The organism is Pseudomonas sp. TMP9 (genome assembly GCF_037943105.1).
Classification (GTDB): domain Bacteria; phylum Pseudomonadota; class Gammaproteobacteria; order Pseudomonadales; family Pseudomonadaceae; genus Aquipseudomonas.
In genome coordinates this window covers 1,663,659-1,680,220 of sequence record NZ_CP149803.1, presented here as the reverse complement: position 1 = coordinate 1,680,220, position 16,562 = coordinate 1,663,659, and the positions used below count along the sequence as shown (strand labels likewise).

Here is a 16,562-nt window from a genome sequence, read left to right as displayed (position 1 = left end):
AGTGCGACTTTATTGAACCGCCGAATACAGCTGCAGCCATCAGCCTTGGGCAGTGCTCCAGTCAATCCATTGCAGCTGCCACGTCGCGAGAATCAGCAAGCCGAAGCCGATGCGGTACCAGGCAAAGACGGCGTAACTGTGATTGGCAATAAACTTAAGCAACGCGCGCACAGCAATCATGGCGAAGATAAACGAGGTGACAAAACCGATGGCAAACACCGGCAAATCACTGATCTGAAACAGCTCGCGGTACTTATAGCCCGAGTAAACCGCCGCACCGACCATGGTCGGCATGGCGAGAAAGAAGGAAAACTCCGTGGCGGCCTTGCGTGATAACCCAAACAGCAAGCCGCCGATAATGGTGGCACCAGAGCGTGAAGTACCTGGGATCATCGCTAAGCATTGGGCGAAACCGATTTTCAGCGCATCTTTCCACGTCATGTCATCCACGCTTTCAGCATGCACAACGTGCGTGCGCCGTTCAGCCCAGAGCATGATCACCCCGCCCACCACCAGTGCCAGCGCCACCGTGATCGGGTTAAACAGATAATGGTGGATCAGGTCGGCGAACAAAACGCCCAACCCCACTGCCGGCAGAAAGGCAATTAGCAGATTGCTGGTAAAGCGTTGCGCCTGTGGCTCATTAGGCAGCCCCACAACAATGTCGAAAATTTTGCGCCGGTACTCCCACACCACCGCCAGAATCGCCCCCAGCTGGATGATGATGTTAAAAGCGAACGCACGCTCGCCGCCGAAGCCGATCAAGTCGGCCACGATAATCTGGTGGCCCGTGCTGGAAATCGGCAGAAACTCAGTAATCCCTTCAACAATGCCCAGTATCAGTGCCTGAACAGCCACCCAAAGATCCATTACCACTCCCATGTACGTGCTTTTTCTAGCACACATAATAAATTTGATGAGCGTGCATGTGCACTGTCACCGGGTCTGTATTGCCGGTTTTAACCGGAAAAAAACAGGAAAAACACTGACTTACCTGCAAGGGCGCAAAGCCTAGCAGAGAACCAGCGCGCTTGGCGCCTGCCTGCTGCGCAGTAAAAGCCTTACGATCTAGAAAGCTGCAAACCATTTTCGCTTCGGTTGCCTGCTCATTAGCCTAAAGTCTAAGGCAACGAAGGTCGTTACTTACCCTATAAAGCTCTGCTACGCCCAAACAACATGGAAGAAGAACGCTATGAATAGCCTACGCAGCCTGCCCATCAACCGTCGTCTGTGGCTAATTCTGACGGTGGCCATCGCCATGCTGATTATTCAGGGTGGGTTATTTCTCAAGCAGGTCCATAGCGATCTGTACACCGCCAAAGCAGAGAGAACGCAACATGTGGTCCAGAGTGCTGCGGGTATTTTGCAGCACTTCCACAGCCTAGAAGCCGCAGGCACGCTGCCCCGAGCAGAAGCGCAACAGCAGGCGATGGAGACCATTCGTGGCCTGCGCTATGCCGGGCAGGAATACTTTTGGATCAATGACCAGACGCCGGTGATGGTTATGCATCCGACCAATACCAAACTGGAAGGCCAGAATTTGTCTGGGTTCAAAGACCCCGATGGCAAGGCCCTGTTCAATGAAATGGTCGCTATCAGCAAGAGTCAGGGAGCAGGCCAGGTTGATTATCGCTGGCCAAAGCCCGGGGCCAGCGAGCCCGTACCAAAGGTTTCTTATGTGCAGTTGTTTCAGCCTTGGGGTTGGATAATCGGTTCTGGCATCTATGTGGATGATGTGCAGGCCGAGTTTCAGGCCCAAGCACTGAAAGCCATTGCCATTGGCTTAACCATTGCCGTGCTGCTGGCCGCGCTGGTCGCGCTGATCTTGCGCAGTATCACCCTGCCACTGCAGCAAGCCGTCAGCGCCATGGCTAATATCGCCAGTGGCGATGGCGACCTGACTCGGACCCTCAATACCCACGGTAACGATGAGCTAACCGCTCTGTCACGCCACTTCAATGCCTTTACTGACAAGCTACGGTTGGTGATCAAACAGTCGCTCGACTCCGCTGGCAAGCTCGATGTCGCCGCCCGCGAATTAGGGCAAATCTCCTCACATGCGCAACAACATAGTGAAGAGCAGTCGCAACAAATGGAACTGGTGGCTACGGCGATTAACGAGGTGACTTATGCCGTGCAAGACGTAGCAAAGAATGCCGAGCACGCCTCAACTGAAGTCCACGCAGCTGAAAAGCATGCCTTACAAGGCCAACAGAATATCGAAAGCAGCCTGCGCAAAATCAACGAGTTGTCTGGCACCATCGACCAGGCAGTGACGGTGATCCAAGCACTGGCGCAAGAGAGCACGCAAATCGGCAGCGTTCTTGAAGTAATCCGTTCAATTGCCGAACAAACCAATTTGCTGGCGCTGAATGCTGCTATCGAGGCAGCTCGCGCCGGCGAGCAAGGCAGAGGTTTTGCGGTAGTCGCTGACGAGGTGCGTTTGCTGGCGCAGCGTACGCAAAAATCCACGGCCGAAATCCAAGTAATGATTGAACGCCTGCAAGGCAACTCTGAAGCAGCGGTTAGGGTTATTAATGACAGCAGCAAAGCCTCGCAACTGACCATAGAGCAAGCCAGTCAAGCCGGTGCAAGCCTGACGCTGATCGCCAGCGGGCTGCGTAATCTGACGGGTTTAAACGCTTCCATCGCCAGTGCGACGCTGCAACAATCGCACGTGGTAGAAGACATCAACCAGAACGTCACTCAAGCCGCCAGCCTAGCCCAAAACAATGCAACGGCTGCGCAGCAGACCAGCAATGCTGGGCAGCACTTAAGCCTGCTAGCAGAGCAGCTCAATAAGATACTTGGCCAGTTCAGGGTATAGATAAGTAATGAGCAGCATGGAGCACCAGGAAGTTGATCTGAGCAAACCGCAGAATCAGGACCTGATCTGGGACTTGGACAGCATTGCCCGACGCGAGCTGGCCGAGCGCTTTATTAGGCTGTTCGAGAACCGCCTGTGTGTTTACTCAGAATCGACGCGCCAGCTGTACACCAACTACGACTTGCACTTCCCCAGTGACATGGGCCGTAAAATGGTGGTGTTGCCCAACCCTTATGCCTTTCACGACACCTTGCACGGCATCGAATCACATGCCGTGCGCAAAACGGGGCTCTGTGTGCTGCCAGGTGTCGTACTGCACAAGCCAGGCCTGCTCCTGACCACCATGCTCAGAGACAATGGTCCTGCACCAAAAACTATGCCGTTCAAGCCTGCACTGGCGCAGATCATCAGTAATCAGAAAAAAACCGGGGATATCTTTCTACCGATCATGATGAAAGGCGATTTGCGCGAGTTCGACCAGCAAATGCCTTACATCCACCTGCACCGCTTGCAGGTCAGCCAGCTGACGCGGCTGTCCACCTTTGAGCGCGACGATATTCAGCAGACCATCACCCGCAAACTGCTGATGCTCTATCGCCAAGCAGACAGCCTTAGCTGCCAGTAGAGCGCGCTGCTCGCCCTTTAAAATTTCTTACCTGCTAGATCTTATATGGCACTTTTGTAGCGCAGTTAGTCCTGCTAACCGGCGACGCAGAAGTCAGTCCAAACATGCATGCCACAGCGCTCACCACACGCTAATCGCCTCATTGTATCGGGTGGGGTTAGGTTTAACTGAGCGGGACACAGTCAATAAAAAAGCAGGTTGTCCCGATCGACGACCTGCTTTTTTATCCACAAGAAAAGTGGTGGCTGCCCCGCTATTGCTGGCTGACCCAAAATACTGCGCTGACAACTACAATCACAATCAACGCTAATATCGCCTTGGCATCTGCCGCACTGTCTGTATTGTCCGGCTCGCTATGTTCGGTCATGGCCTACCCTCTTGTTGTGTTTATGGGTGCATTACCCATTGCAGTTAAGACCAGCGCCCCCACTTACTCAAGCCGGCGGCAATGACAGATGACCGTCTTATCTCTTTAAGTTCTTTCCATATACTCAAACATCACTTTTGCGCATAACCCTGAACTGGTATCTTGCGCAGCCTCCGCCGGGGCTGCGCGGCCGTGCGCGCTGATGATGAGCTGTAAAAAGCCTGACAACGGGACACTCCATGTACGTATATGACCAGTACGACCAAAAAATCGTCGAAGACCGCGTTAAGCAGTACCGCGATCAAACCCGCCGTTATTTGGCTGGCGAACTGAGCGGTGAAGAATTCCGTCCGCTGCGCCTGCAAAATGGCCTGTACATTCAGCGCTACGCGCCGATGCTGCGCGTCGCCGTGCCCTACGGCCTGATGTCCTCGGCACAAGTGCGCATGATGGCCAAGATTGCCCGCGACTATGACAAAGGCTATGCGCACATCAGTACCCGCCAGAACGTGCAGTTCAACTGGCCAGATTTGGAAGACGTTCCCGATATCCTCGCTGAGCTGGCCACGGTGCAGATGCACGCCATCCAAACCAGCGGCAACTGCATCCGCAACACCACCACCGATCAGTTTGCCGGTGTGGCCAAGGATGAACTCATTGATCCACGCCCCTGGTGCGAAATCATCCGTCAATGGTCGACTTTCCACCCTGAGTTCACCCATCTGCCGCGTAAATTCAAGATCGCCGTTAACGGTGCGGTCAGCGACCGGGTTGCGATTGAAGTGCATGACATCGGCCTGGAAGCGGTGCATAACGATGCTGGCGAGCTGGGTTTCCGTGTCTCCGTCGGTGGCGGCCTCGGCCGCACCCCAATCGTCGGCAGCTTTATCAACGAGTTCTTGCCGTGGCAGCACCTGATTAGCTACCTCGATGCCATCCTGCGCGTTTACAACCGCTATGGCCGTCGTGATAACAAGTACAAGGCACGCATCAAGATTCTGGTAAAGGCCCTCACCCCCGCCGTGTTCGCTGAGCGTGTAGAGGCTGAGTGGACCCACTTAAAAGACGGCTCAAGCACCCTGACTGAAGCTGAAGTGGCGCGTGTTGCCGGTCACTTTATTGACCCCAACTACAAAGCCCTCGACGACCAAGAGGCAGCGCTTGTTGCGCTAGATGCCGAGCATGTCGGCTTTGCCCGCTGGCGTCAGCGCAACACCTTTGCTCACAAAAAGCCGGGCTATGTGGCTGTCACCCTGTCGCTTAAGCCGACTGGCGTGGCGCCAGGTGATGTCACCGACAAGCAGTTTGATGCCATTGCTGACTTGGCTGATCGTTACAGCTTCTGCGAAGTGCGCAACAGCCATAACCAAAACATCATTCTGGCTGACGTCGAACAGGCGCAGTTGTTTACCCTCTGGGGCGAACTACGTGAGCATGGTTTTGCCACGCCGAACGTCGGCCTACTGACCGACATCATCTGCTGCCCAGGCGGTGACTTCTGCTCGCTGGCTAACGCCAAGTCGATCCCCATCGCCGAAGCCATCCAGCGCCGCTTCGATGATTTGGACTACCTGTTCGACATTGGCAATATCGACCTGAACATCTCTGGGTGCATGAACGCCTGCGGCCATCACCACGTCGGCCACATCGGTATTCTCGGTGTAGACAAGAAAGGTCAGGAGTTTTATCAGGTGTCCCTCGGCGGCAGCGCTGGGCGTGATGCCAGCCTGGCGCAAATCCTCGGCCCGTCTTTTGCCGAAGCAGACATGGCCGATGTGATCGAGAAAATCGTCAAGGTCTATGTCGAACAGCGCAGCGAAGAAGAGAGTTTCCTCGACACCTTCCGCCGTGTCGGTGTAGCCCCGTTTAAGGAGCGCATATATGCAGCGAATCATTAAGAATGGCCAACTGGTTGATGAAAGCTGGCACCTGCTGCCCAAAGACGCCACGTTGGACGGCATTTCCAACTGTGACGACCTGATTGTGCCGCTGAGCTTATGGGTCGAGCACAGCACCGCGCTCAAGGCTCGCGATGGCGGACTGGGTGTGTGGCTGGAGGCCGGTGAGGAAATCGAAGAAATCGCTGATCAGTTGGATAACTTCCAAGTCATTGCACTCAATTTCCCTGCCTTCACCGACGGCCGCCATTGCTCCACCGCTTACCTGCTGCGTAACCGCTATGGGTACACCGGCGAAGTGCGCGCCATTGGTGATGTGCTGCGCGATCAGCTGTTTTCGTATTTACGCGTAGGCTTTGACGCCTTCGCCCTGCGCGAAGACAAAGACCCGAAGGATGCCTTGAAAGCGTTTGAGGAATTTAGCGAGGTGTACCAAGCCTCAACCGTCCAGCCGCTGCCGCTATTCCGTCGTCGTGCCTGATTAAGCCACGCGACGCAATCTGCGCGACGCAAAAGGCCCGGGAAACCGGGCCTTTTCGTATCAACGCTGCTTAGCCTAAATTGACCAGTACGCGCCCCACTTGCTTACCCGCCAGTACTTGAGCAATCGCCGCTGGTAATTGCTCCAGCGTCACTTCACTGACCAGCGCATCCAAGTTGACCTTCCACTGCAGCGACAGCTTGTCCCACATGGACGCTTTGACCACCAGCGGCAGCTCGACCGAGTCAACCCCGAGCAAATTCACCCCGCGCAGGATAAACGGCAGTACGCTGCCCTTAAACCCCACACCAGCAGTCAAGCCACAGCAGGCTGCGCTCGCACCATAACGCAGCGATTTAACCACGTTAAACAGGATGTCCCCGCCCACGCAGTCCACCGCACCTGCCCATTGTTCTTTGAGCATCGATTTGTCGGTGCCCTCAAGTAATTCAGAGCGCAGCACAATCTGCTGCGCACCCAGCGCCTTAAGGTACTCTGCTTGCTCTGCTTTGCCTGTCGATGCCGCAACCCGAAAACCCAACGTGGTCAGCAGCGCCACTGCAACGCTGCCAACACCTCCCGTGGCGCCGGTGACCAACACAGTGCCCGCATCTGGCGTCAGCCCGACCTGCTCGAGTTTGTCCACGCACAGCGCAGCCGTCAGCCCCGCGGTGCCCAACACCATGGCCTCACGCAGCGACAAGCCTTTGGGCCGTTTAAGCGCCCAGCTGGCGGGGATGCGAATGTACTGAGCGAAGCCGCCGGAGGTGTTCATCCCCAAGTCATAGCCAGTGACAATCACCTCATCGCCTACGCTGAACTCGGCCACGCTTGAAGCTTGCACCACACCGGCGGCATCAATACCGGGCGTGTGCGGGAAGCTCTTGGTGACGCCGCGGTTACCGCTGGCTGACAACGCATCCTTGTAGTTGAGCGAGGAATATTTGACTCGAATCAGCAGCTCACCGGCTGGCAAGTCATCAATCTCACGTTGCACAATCACTTGTTCGAAACCACCCGTTGCGTTTTCACGGGCTTGCAATGCATTGAACTTACTCATGCTCTTCCTCTGTATGACGGATCGATTACCAGAAGCGCTGTTGACTCAAGCGGCTCAGCCAGTTCAGGACAAAACGATCCAGCGCTACGCTGCCCGCCAGTCCTACGCGCTCCTGCAGGGATTTCTTCTCGGCATAATGCAAATGAAACAGCTCGGCGCTTTTCGCACGCTCGGCCAGGTATTCGTCACTGGTTTTCAGCTCATCAACCAATTGCTTCTCCAATGCCGCCAGGCCCAGCCAAACTTCGCCTGTGGCTATTTGGTCCATGTCCAACTGCGGCCGGTATCGGGCAATGAACCCTTTAAACAATTCATGGGTGGTTTCTAGGTCTTCCTGAAACTTCTCCCGACCCTTTTCGGTGTTCTCGCCGAACACCGTCAGGGTGCGTTTATATTCACCCGCGGTGAGTACCTCAAAATCGATGTCATGCTTCTTCAGCAAACGGTGCACATTAGGTAACTGGGCCACCACACCAATTGAGCCGAGGATGGCGAACGGCGCGGAAATAATCTTCTCGCCAATGCAGGCCATCATATAACCGCCGCTGGCTGCGACCTTGTCAATGCAGATGGTCAGCGGCACGCCCGCTTGGCGAATGCGCGCCAACTGCGACGACGCCAAGCCATAGCTGTGCACCATGCCACCGCCACTCTCCAAACGCAGCACCACTTCATCTTGAGGTGTTGCCATAGTCAGTAAAGCAGTGATCTCGTGGCGCAGGCTGTCGGTGGCTGAGGCTTTTATGTCACCGTCAAAATCCAGCACATAGACGCGTGGTTTTTCACTGTTGGTTTTTTTCGCCAGCTTAGCCGCCTTAGCCTCAGCCTTGTCGGCTGCCTTCAACTGATCCTTGCTGAGCACCGCGTGTTGCACACGCTGGTGTAACTGCTTAAAAAAATCATTGAGCTTGCGCACCTGTAACTGGCCCGTGTTCTGGCGACCTTTGCCACGCAGCGCGGCAATCGTCACCAGCACCACCATAATGGCCACAACTAAGGTGACTGTCTTGGCTAGAAAGCCTAAGTACTCTGCAAAAAACTCCACATGTTCCCCCTTGCCCCAATGGCAGCGTCCGTTCGCCGTTAACGCTGAATTGCCTGTCAGCATACCGAGGGCATCGGTTGCCGGCCAGCAAGCAAGGTCCAGACATTCAGCGCATTCATGCAATTCAAACAAGCGTATGTTTTTACGTTGACAGCCCCTGTGCTTCCTCATACCCTCGCCAAACTTTCACCGTACCGGAAACGAGCGGACGTGGGCAGCATCTACCTGATTCGACATGGCCAAGCCTCCTTCGGTGCAGACGATTACGATGTGCTATCGCCCATCGGTATACGTCAAGCTGAAGTCTTGGGCTCGCACCTTGCGCAACTTGGTACGCGCCTTGATCGCTGCGTCAGTGGTGACCTGCGTCGCCAGCAGCACACGGCTAACAGCGCATTGCAGCAACTACGCGCTGCTGGTAGCAGCGCGCCGACGCTGGAAATTGATGCCGCGTTTAACGAATTTAATGCCGATGCGGTGATTCGCGCCCTGCTCCCGGACATGCTTGGCGAAGAACCTGAAGCGCTGCATATTTTGCGTAATGCGGCGAGCCACCGCGCTGAATTCCAACGCCTGTTCGCTAAACTCATTGGCCGATGGATTTCAGGGGACTACGACACGCCTGGGCTGCAAAGCTGGCACGATTTTGTTACACACGTTCAGGGGGGCCTCAACCGCCTGCTGGAACAAGCCGACAGTAAACAAACTATCGCTGTATTCACCTCGGGCGGCACCATTACTGCCCTGCTCCATCTGATTACTGCCATACCGCCTGCGCAAGCCTTTGAGCTTAACTGGCAAATTGTTAACACCTCACTCAGCTGCCTGAAGTTTCGCGGCAGCCAAGTGAGCTTGGCTTCCTTCAACAGTCATGTGCATTTGCAACTGTTGAAGGCGCCGGAGCTCATCACGTACCGCTGAGCGACGGCCCACCGCACCCATCACGGGCGCTAGAAAAAACCTGAAAAAAGGAAGAAACCATGAGCGTTGCAGACATCGTCAATACCATGCAGTCCAAATTCAACGCCAGCGCTGCTGCAGGCTTGGACTTGGTGTTCCAATTCAACATCGAAGACGGCGAAAACTACGCCCTGATCGTCAAAGACGGCACGTGCACCGTTGAAGAAGGCAATAACGCCAACGCCAGCGTGACCCTGATCATGGACACCGAAACCCTGAAAGGCATCACCAGCGGCGAAACCGACGGCATGCAAGCCTTTATGTCCGGCAAACTGCGCGCTGAAGGCGACATGATGCTGGCCATGAAACTGGGCGAGCTGTTCCCGGTATAAGCTGCAACGCTGTAAAGTTTCAGCAAAACCGGAGTCCTTGACTCCGGTTTTTTATTGCCTGCAGATTCCGCAAAATCCTTTAGCGCTTGAGCTTAATCGCGGCAATGCACCGATTGACCGGCGGCGAAGGTCTGCTTAACTGCGCGGTCATCACCGAGCATGATTAGGGCGAAGAGTCTCTCCTCAAGCGTCTTGGCCTGCTGCATGCGATAGCTGATAAGCGGCGTGGCGTTGTAGTCGAGCACCACGAAGTCGGCATCTTTACCCGGCTTAAAGTTGCCAAGATTGTCGTCCAGATACAGTGCATGGGCGCCGCCAAGGGTGGCGAGGTACAGCGACTTGAACGGATCAAGCTTCTTACCCTGCAACTGCATAACCTTGTACGCCTCGTTCAGCGACTGCAACTGGCTAAAGCTGGTGCCGGCACCTACATCGGTGCCCAGACCGACGCGCACACCGTGCTTCTCGAGCTTATTAAGGTCAAACAGGCCGCTGCCAAGGAACAGGTTTGAGGTCGGGCAGAAGGCCACGGCTGAACCGGTTTCGGCAAGGCGCTTGCACTCGTCGTCGCACAAGTGCACGCCATGGGCGAATACCGCGCGCGCACCGATCAGCTGGAAATGGTCATACACATCCAGATAGGCCGAACGCTCAGGGAACAGCGCTTTCACCCATTCGATTTCCTTGAGGTTCTCGGACAGGTGCGTGTGCATGTAAAGCCCCGGGTATTCGCTATACAGCTTCCCGGCTAACGCCAGCTGCTCTGGGGTGCTGGTCGGGGCGAAACGGGGCGTCACCGCATAATGCAGGCGGCCTTTGCCGTGCCAACGCTCGATCAGCTCTTTGCTGTCGGCATAGCCTGATTCTGCGGTGTCGGTCAGGTAATCTGGAGCATTGCGGTCCATCAGCACCTTGCCGGCGATCATGCGCAGGTTCAGCGCCTCGGCGGCTTCGAAAAAGGCGTCCACCGACTGCTTGTGCACACTGCCAAATACCAACGCGGTGGTGGTGCCGTTGCGCAGCAGCTCTTTCAGGAATATACCGGCCACGTCGCTGGCATGGGCCTTGTCGGCAAATCGCTGCTCAGTCGGGAAGGTGTAGACATTCAGCCAGTCCAGCAGTTGCTCACCGTAAGAGGCGATCATCCCGGTTTGCGGGTAGTGGATATGGGTGTCGATAAAGCCGGGCGTGATCAGGGCATCAGGGTAGTGAGTGACTTCCACCCCCTTAAGGCTAGGCAGCAATTCGGCTGCATGGCCGACGCTTACCACGCAACCGTTTTCGATAACCAGCAGGCCGTCTTCAAAGTACTCATAGGATTGCTCAACACCCACCACGGACGGGTCGGCGATGCTGTGCAGGATGGCGGCGCGGTAGGCTTTCAAGTTGTTATTCATTATTAAATCACTTAGTTAGTGTCTGCGAGCGTGGTGCGCTGAACGGTGAGCGTGGCGATGCTCAACGCCAACCTATTTGGACACCGTGACTTCGCCCATGGAGCAGCGCATGCGCTGCATTGCATTGCATCAGCATGCAGACGGTGTTCAAACGTAACGCGCTTGGTGTGCGGACCGCTCAACCCGAAATAAGCAGAATCGTGCTTTCAAGAATGGCGCAGTGAGTACCCGCAGGCATACGCACAGTTTACCGCTCACCTCTTCGCTGGGCATTTTTCCATCCCAATGGGTATCCGCTGCGCAGACTGGCTGCTGCACAACTGGGTCATGCACGAACAACGTCTTTCGGCCTGCCTGGGTAAAGAGACGAATGGGGCCAATGCTCGCCACTCTACACGTGTTTAGAGTGGCGATTTTCACTGAGGGTGGGCGGCTTGCTGAGCAAGCAGAATGCTGAGTAAGTTACTCAGCAAATCACTAGGCCCATTGCGGCCCGGGGTTTACTGCCAATCTTTTAGCGCCTGCTTGGCCGCCGGATTCATGGGCTCGGCCAGTAAGCCTGCGGGCGTGCGGTTGATGCTGTACACCGCATCATCAGCCAGCGGCAGGTAGGTCACACGGCGCGCCTGAGGGTCAAAGATAAACAGGTCGTGATGGCCCAACCGCAGCCAGCGCCATAGATCAATGCCGTAAGGGCTGCGCGCCAGTTCAACCCGGGTGTGCTGCGCCAGGCTCTGTTGTTCGATAGAAAGAAAACGCCCAGAGAGCGTCTCAAGCCGATACCCCGGTTGCAGACCAATCAACGCCGCCAAGCCTTTCCACTGCAAAAAACGCGCATCTAATTGCCAGAGATCACCTTCCATGGTCACTGTACGCTCACGATCACCCTCCAGCAGGGTGACGCGATACAGCGGACCGTCAGCCTTAAAACTCAAGGTGGCTAATGGCGCACCTTCGCCAATCGGTGCGTAGCTGCGCAAATCATTGGCAAGCATGCCAATCAATGCTGCCAAGGCGAGAAATGCCAGGCCACAGGTGCCACGTAACCAACCCAGAAACCACTGACGATTAAACAAAATGCGTGCCGCAATAAAAGCGACCAGCAACGCTAACACCGCCGTTACCCATGCCAGTCCGTCGTATTGCATTGCCGTGCATTCCTTATGCTTGAAATTGCCGGCATTATGCGCAGCTGCCTGCCTGGCGAACAGCGAGCGAGCAGCACAATTAGACGTAGGGCTTGTTTTTTATGGCCTGCAACCTTTAACAGCTCATTTTGATAGCGCCTTAACACCGCGCTTAACATGGCCGCCGGTAACTATATGCCGTTCCCGTTTGAACTCAGTGTTGATCTGTCGACGCTCGCGATACTGGCCATGGTGGCGTTTATTGCAGGCTTCATTGACGCGATTGCAGGCGGCGGCGGCCTACTGACTATTCCGGCGTTACTGACGGCCGGCCTGCCACCGCACTTGGCGTTGGGCACCAATAAACTGTGTGCGACTTTCGGCTCAGCAGCGGCCAGTTACACCTTCTATCGGCGCAAGTTGTTTGACCCCAGCCAATGGCGTAATGCACTGATCGGTACCGCAGTGGGTGCGTTGCTTGGCGCGGCTATGGCGCAATGGCTGCCGTCTGCATGGTTAAACCAGCTGCTGCCAGCGGTGGTATTTGCCTGCGGTCTGTACCTGCTGTTTGGCAAAACACCTGCTGCGCCACTGCTCACCGATGCGCCGATTGCCAAGGGTCGACAGTGGCCGCAAAGCCTAAGTTTGGGCTTTTATGACGGCGTGGCAGGCCCGGGCACAGGGGCTTTTTGGACGGTGAGCAGCCTGCTGCTCTACCCGCTCGATTTGGTCAGGGCCAGCGGCGTGGCACGCAGCATGAACTTTGTTAGCAATATTTGTGCACTTAGCGTGTTTATCATCAGCGGCCAAGTGGCTTGGCTGCTGGGCATCTGTATGGGCCTGGCGCTGATGGTTGGGGCGTTTCTGGGTGCGCGCACGGCGATAAAGGGCGGTTCGAAGTTTATCCGCCCGGTATTTATCCTAGTGGTGCTGGGTCTAACCGTGCGCTTAGCCTGGCAGCATTGGTTCGGGCTGGCCTAAACGGCGGGCAACATAGACATCAATCAAATAACGCGCAATTGAGCGGGCAGCCGGTAACGGTGGCAAGTCATGCACATTAAACCAGCGGGCATCTTCGATCTCCTCGACCTGCATGACGATATCGCCAGAGGCGTATTCGGCATGAAAACCCAGCATCAACGAATGCGGAAACGGCCAACTCTGGCTCGCGAGGTAATGCACATTGGTGATTTCGACGCCGACTTCTTCGCGCACTTCGCGGGCGACGCAGTGCTCCACTGATTCACCCGTTTCAACAAAGCCTGCCAAGGTGCTGTAGATGCCGCTGACAAAACGCGGAGAACGCGCCAAGAGCACCTCATCACCGCGAGTCACCAGCACAATCATGCTCGGGGAAAGCCGAGGATAATGCTGCACCTCGCAGCGCTGGCAATGCATCGCGCGGTGACCGGGAACAGCTTGCATCGACCCGCCACAACCGCCGCAGAAGCGATGTTGGCTGGCCCAGGTGCCAATCTGTGTGGCGTACCTGAGCATCTTGAAGGTGTCTGTATCACCTTCCAACATAAACTGGCGCAGGCTCTGCCACGTGCAGCCAGGCACATTAAAGGGCTGCTCCAGCTCAAGCAGGTAGACCGCGTCACCATCAAAATGACCCAAGCCATGTTCGGCGATGACCGGTAAATCTTGCTTGTTCAACCACTCACGGGGGAACAGAACGCCGTTGCTATCGGCCATAAAGTGCTGCTTAACATGCACTAGAGCCCAACCGCCGGGCTGCTGGCTATCGAGAAAACGGGCTTGCCAACGTTGCATACTCAAACTCCCAGCGGCAGGCCAAGCGCTCGCACGCTTTCAGCCGCAAGGTCGAGCACACTTGGCTGGGTTTCCGGACGCATCACTGCACCGCCTTCAAGGTAATACTCAAGGCTGCTGAGGGCATCGGCGAGGGTTTCAAGCATTTGTTCGGAGGGCATCTGCGGCGCATCAAACATTTGCTTTTGGATGTACTCAGCGCAGGCACCGACCAATGCCGCAGCGCGCTCCTGACCGAGGAACCACAACCCCCCGCGAACCGCCTGCAGGCTAAATGGCACATTGGACAAATGCATGCGTTCACCGCCTGACTCGAGGTAGGCGGTAATCGCCCGCTTAGTCATCGCCAAACCTGCTTGCGCCTCATCAACCACGACAATGCGCGCTTCATTGAGCTGATGCAGGGCAAATGATTCGGCCTCACCACCCGGCTGCGCTTGGGCTGGCCGAGCCTGTTGGCGCTCACCACGCTCTAAGCTTGCGACCATGCCTTCAACGTACAGCACGGCATCGGCCAATTTATGCAACTCCTGGGGCTGCGGCGCGCTCTGCTCGCTCCAATTGGCGACCACTTGCAATTGTGCATTTAGGGAGTTGCCAGCTGAGCTAAGGCCAACCATGCCAAGGGTCTTGCTCAACTTGCCGAGCACGGCATGCAAGCTTTGCAGGCTATCGCTCTGCAACGTGCCGCGCTCGATCAGATCGAGCATGTCCTTAACGCTAGTAAGCTCCTCACGTATCGCTGAACTCAGCGAGCGCATCACCGCCTGCCCAGGACCTGCCAGACGCTGGTATTCCTCTTCCAGCAAATGGTCGGTAAAAGGCAGCGGGGTTAAGCCAAACACTTCACCCAAAGCCGCGGCTTGCGGCCCGCGGCTATCGGCCAGTGCCACCAGATAAAGCAGCTCTTTGAGCAAGCCACGGGGCGCTTCGTACTGGCCGTTGAGTAGCATCTGTTTCAGTTCGCGATCAATACGCGAGAACAGCTGCTTACGTGACTTGCGCGCCAGTAATTGACCGTCAACTTGCGCTTCGACCGTTGCGGCACCGACCCAGCACAACCGGCCGCGCGGCTCGTTAGCGAACAGGCTGTCGAGACGGGTTAATGCACGCCCCATCAATTTAAGGCTGGCCTGTGGATTCTGCTCACGGATAAACCCGAGCAACCCCACTTGGTACATATGCCGCAAACGTCGGCCTTGGCTTTCGCGCGCCGCACCGTCAACCGTGACCGGCGCAGTGCGCGGGCGAGCGTGGTCGAGACGCACGCTAAAAAAGAAGCTTTCAGGCAAGCCGGGCTGACCGCCGGCCTGGCGTAAATCATTAATGGCCGGCAACAGCAGTTCCGGCATTTCTTGGCGATGCGCGTCGACACTTTCTAGGTAGCGGCGCAGCACGTGCAGCGCATTGCTCAAGGCTGAGAGCTGCACATCGCGTTCTTCACCGGCGCCTGCGGGGATGTCTGTGGCCTGATCCAACACTTCCTGCGCCAGCAGCTCGGCACCGGCCAGCTCAATCAGATTCAACGTACCGCGTACCTGATGCAGATTTTCCACTGCCTGCTGCAACAAGCTGCCGTTGTGACGATCGGCGATAAAGTGTTCGAGGCTCGACTCGGCCTCATCCATGGTGGTGAACAGCTCATCGCGCACCAGGTTAAGCGACGTGGCTCCAGATACCATGGGCTATTGCGCCTCCCGCGTGGGTGATAAAAGTATGTGCAAAGGCTGCATCAGTCAGCGAACTCCGGCTTCTGCTTGCTCATATGGGCCGTCATGGCCACGCGCAAATCCGCCGATTGCAACATGGCAGCGTTCCAAGTGGCGATGTATTCCAGACCATCATTCACGCTGTGGTCGCGCATGTAGCGAATCATCTGCTTGGTGCCACGGATGGCCACTGGCGACTTGCTGGCGATTTCGCGGGCAATGCCCATCACACCCTCAAGCAAAGCATCGGCATCAGCATAGGTGCGGTTAACCAAACCAATGCGCTGCGCCTCTTCGCCCTCAATGGTGCGACCGGTGAAGGCCAGTTCACGCATCATGCCATCGCCAATAATGCGCGGCAGACGTTGCAAGGTGCCCACGTCAGCCGTCATACCGATATCGATTTCTCGGATGGCAAATTGTGCATCAACCGTTGAGTAGCGCATGTCACAGGCTGAGATCAAATCGATGGCGCCACCCAAACAGTAGCCTTGAACGGCCGCCAGCACCGGTTTACGGCAGTTATCCACGGCATTAAATGAGGCCTGTAGATCGAGAATTTTGCGCCGCAGTTTTTCCGCATTACGGCCAACATCAGGGCCCATCTGGCTGCCGAGGGATGCCAGCATCATCAGATCAATACCCGAAGAGAAATGCTTGCCGGCGCCCGAGATCACCACTGCGCGCACCTCATCGGTGTCATCAGCCCAGCGAAAAATCTCGATGATCTCGCACCAAAAGTCAGCGTTCATCGCGTTAACTTTATCCGGGCGATTGATCACCACATGGGCGACCTTATCTGCCAACACGACATTAAAGGCTTTGTAGTCGGACACGGCAGTCATCCTCAGCTTGAGCGCGAGCGCACTATGAAATGTTCTTATGTTAAAAATCGAGCAACTATAACAATCAACCGCAAAAAGTCGATGCTGGCCACTGTGATGCAGAACACGCCACT

Annotated in this window: 15 protein-coding genes; 7 read left to right on the top strand and 8 right to left on the bottom strand. The window is 56.0% G+C overall.

The window, feature by feature from the left end; translation table 11 throughout:
• Positions 1–39: 39 nt before the first annotated feature.
• Complete coding sequence (locus WF513_RS08010; protein WP_339083084.1) at positions 40–870, bottom strand: undecaprenyl-diphosphate phosphatase; 831 nt, start codon at positions 868–870, stop codon at positions 40–42.
• 322 nt (positions 871–1,192) lie between these two features.
• Here WF513_RS08010 and WF513_RS08005 point away from each other — a divergent pair, with 322 nt between their 5' ends.
• From WF513_RS08005 to WF513_RS07990, 4 genes are all read left to right on the top strand, one after another.
• Positions 1,193–2,827 carry a methyl-accepting chemotaxis protein gene (locus WF513_RS08005; protein WP_339083082.1) on the top strand — a complete coding sequence of 545 codons (1,635 nt, stop codon included), beginning with the start codon at positions 1,193–1,195 and terminating at the stop codon, positions 2,825–2,827.
• 16 nt (positions 2,828–2,843) lie between these two features.
• The gene (locus WF513_RS08000; protein ID WP_339083080.1) at positions 2,844–3,452 is read left to right on the top strand and encodes a hypothetical protein; all 609 of its coding nucleotides are present in this window, start codon (positions 2,844–2,846) and stop codon (positions 3,450–3,452) included.
• Positions 3,453–4,058: 606 nt separating this feature from the next.
• The gene (locus WF513_RS07995) at positions 4,059–5,717 is read left to right on the top strand and encodes a nitrite/sulfite reductase (protein WP_339083078.1); all 1,659 of its coding nucleotides are present in this window, start codon (positions 4,059–4,061) and stop codon (positions 5,715–5,717) included.
• On the top strand, positions 5,701–6,198 hold the full coding sequence (locus tag WF513_RS07990; protein ID WP_339083076.1) for a DUF934 domain-containing protein: 498 nt from the start codon (positions 5,701–5,703) through the stop codon (positions 6,196–6,198). The genes WF513_RS07995 and WF513_RS07990 overlap by 17 nt, the downstream gene beginning before the upstream one ends.
• Positions 6,199–6,268: 70 nt before the next feature.
• Here the strand turns inward: WF513_RS07990 and WF513_RS07985 are convergent, their stop codons facing one another.
• Positions 6,269–7,258: a YhdH/YhfP family quinone oxidoreductase gene (locus WF513_RS07985; RefSeq protein WP_339083074.1), complete on the bottom strand. Its 990-nt coding sequence runs from the start codon at positions 7,256–7,258 to the stop codon at positions 6,269–6,271.
• Positions 7,259–7,283: 25 nt separating this feature from the next.
• Positions 7,284–8,303: a protease SohB gene (gene sohB / locus WF513_RS07980; protein ID WP_339083072.1), complete on the bottom strand. Its 1,020-nt coding sequence runs from the start codon at positions 8,301–8,303 to the stop codon at positions 7,284–7,286.
• A 210-nt stretch (positions 8,304–8,513) separates the two neighbouring features.
• Between sohB and WF513_RS07975 the strand changes: the two genes are divergently transcribed.
• Entirely contained in the window at positions 8,514–9,224 is a 711-nt protein-coding gene (locus WF513_RS07975; protein WP_339083070.1) for a histidine phosphatase family protein, read from the top strand.
• A 59-nt stretch (positions 9,225–9,283) separates the two neighbouring features.
• Positions 9,284–9,595 (top strand): SCP2 sterol-binding domain-containing protein, encoded by a 312-nt coding sequence (locus WF513_RS07970; protein ID WP_339083068.1) that lies wholly within the window; start codon positions 9,284–9,286, stop codon positions 9,593–9,595.
• A 92-nt stretch (positions 9,596–9,687) separates the two neighbouring features.
• On the opposite strand, the gene guaD is transcribed toward WF513_RS07970, so the two are convergent.
• Positions 9,688–10,992 carry a guanine deaminase gene (guaD, locus tag WF513_RS07965; RefSeq protein WP_339083066.1) on the bottom strand — a complete coding sequence of 435 codons (1,305 nt, stop codon included), beginning with the start codon at positions 10,990–10,992 and terminating at the stop codon, positions 9,688–9,690.
• Positions 10,993–11,492: 500 nt separating this feature from the next.
• Complete coding sequence (locus WF513_RS07960) at positions 11,493–12,140, bottom strand: hypothetical protein (RefSeq protein WP_339083064.1); 648 nt, start codon at positions 12,138–12,140, stop codon at positions 11,493–11,495.
• Positions 12,141–12,314: 174 nt separating this feature from the next.
• Between WF513_RS07960 and WF513_RS07955 the strand changes: the two genes are divergently transcribed.
• Positions 12,315–13,100, top strand: a complete 786-nt coding sequence (locus WF513_RS07955; protein WP_339083482.1) for a TSUP family transporter — start codon at positions 12,315–12,317, stop codon at positions 13,098–13,100.
• Here the strand turns inward: WF513_RS07955 and nudC are convergent.
• From nudC to WF513_RS07940, 3 genes are read right to left on the bottom strand one after another with little or no spacing between them, the layout of a single operon-like run.
• Positions 13,068–13,895: an NAD(+) diphosphatase gene (gene nudC / locus WF513_RS07950; RefSeq protein WP_339083062.1), complete on the bottom strand. Its 828-nt coding sequence runs from the start codon at positions 13,893–13,895 to the stop codon at positions 13,068–13,070. The two genes, WF513_RS07955 and nudC, sit on opposite strands and share 33 nt — an antisense overlap.
• A gap of 2 nt (positions 13,896–13,897) precedes the next feature.
• A complete protein-coding gene (locus WF513_RS07945) occupies positions 13,898–15,577 on the bottom strand; it encodes a ferrous iron transporter B (protein WP_339083060.1) in 1,680 nt (559 codons plus the stop codon).
• A gap of 50 nt (positions 15,578–15,627) precedes the next feature.
• The gene (locus WF513_RS07940) at positions 15,628–16,440 is read right to left on the bottom strand and encodes a crotonase/enoyl-CoA hydratase family protein (RefSeq protein ID WP_339083058.1); all 813 of its coding nucleotides are present in this window, start codon (positions 16,438–16,440) and stop codon (positions 15,628–15,630) included.
• Positions 16,441–16,562: the final 122 nt, after the last annotated feature.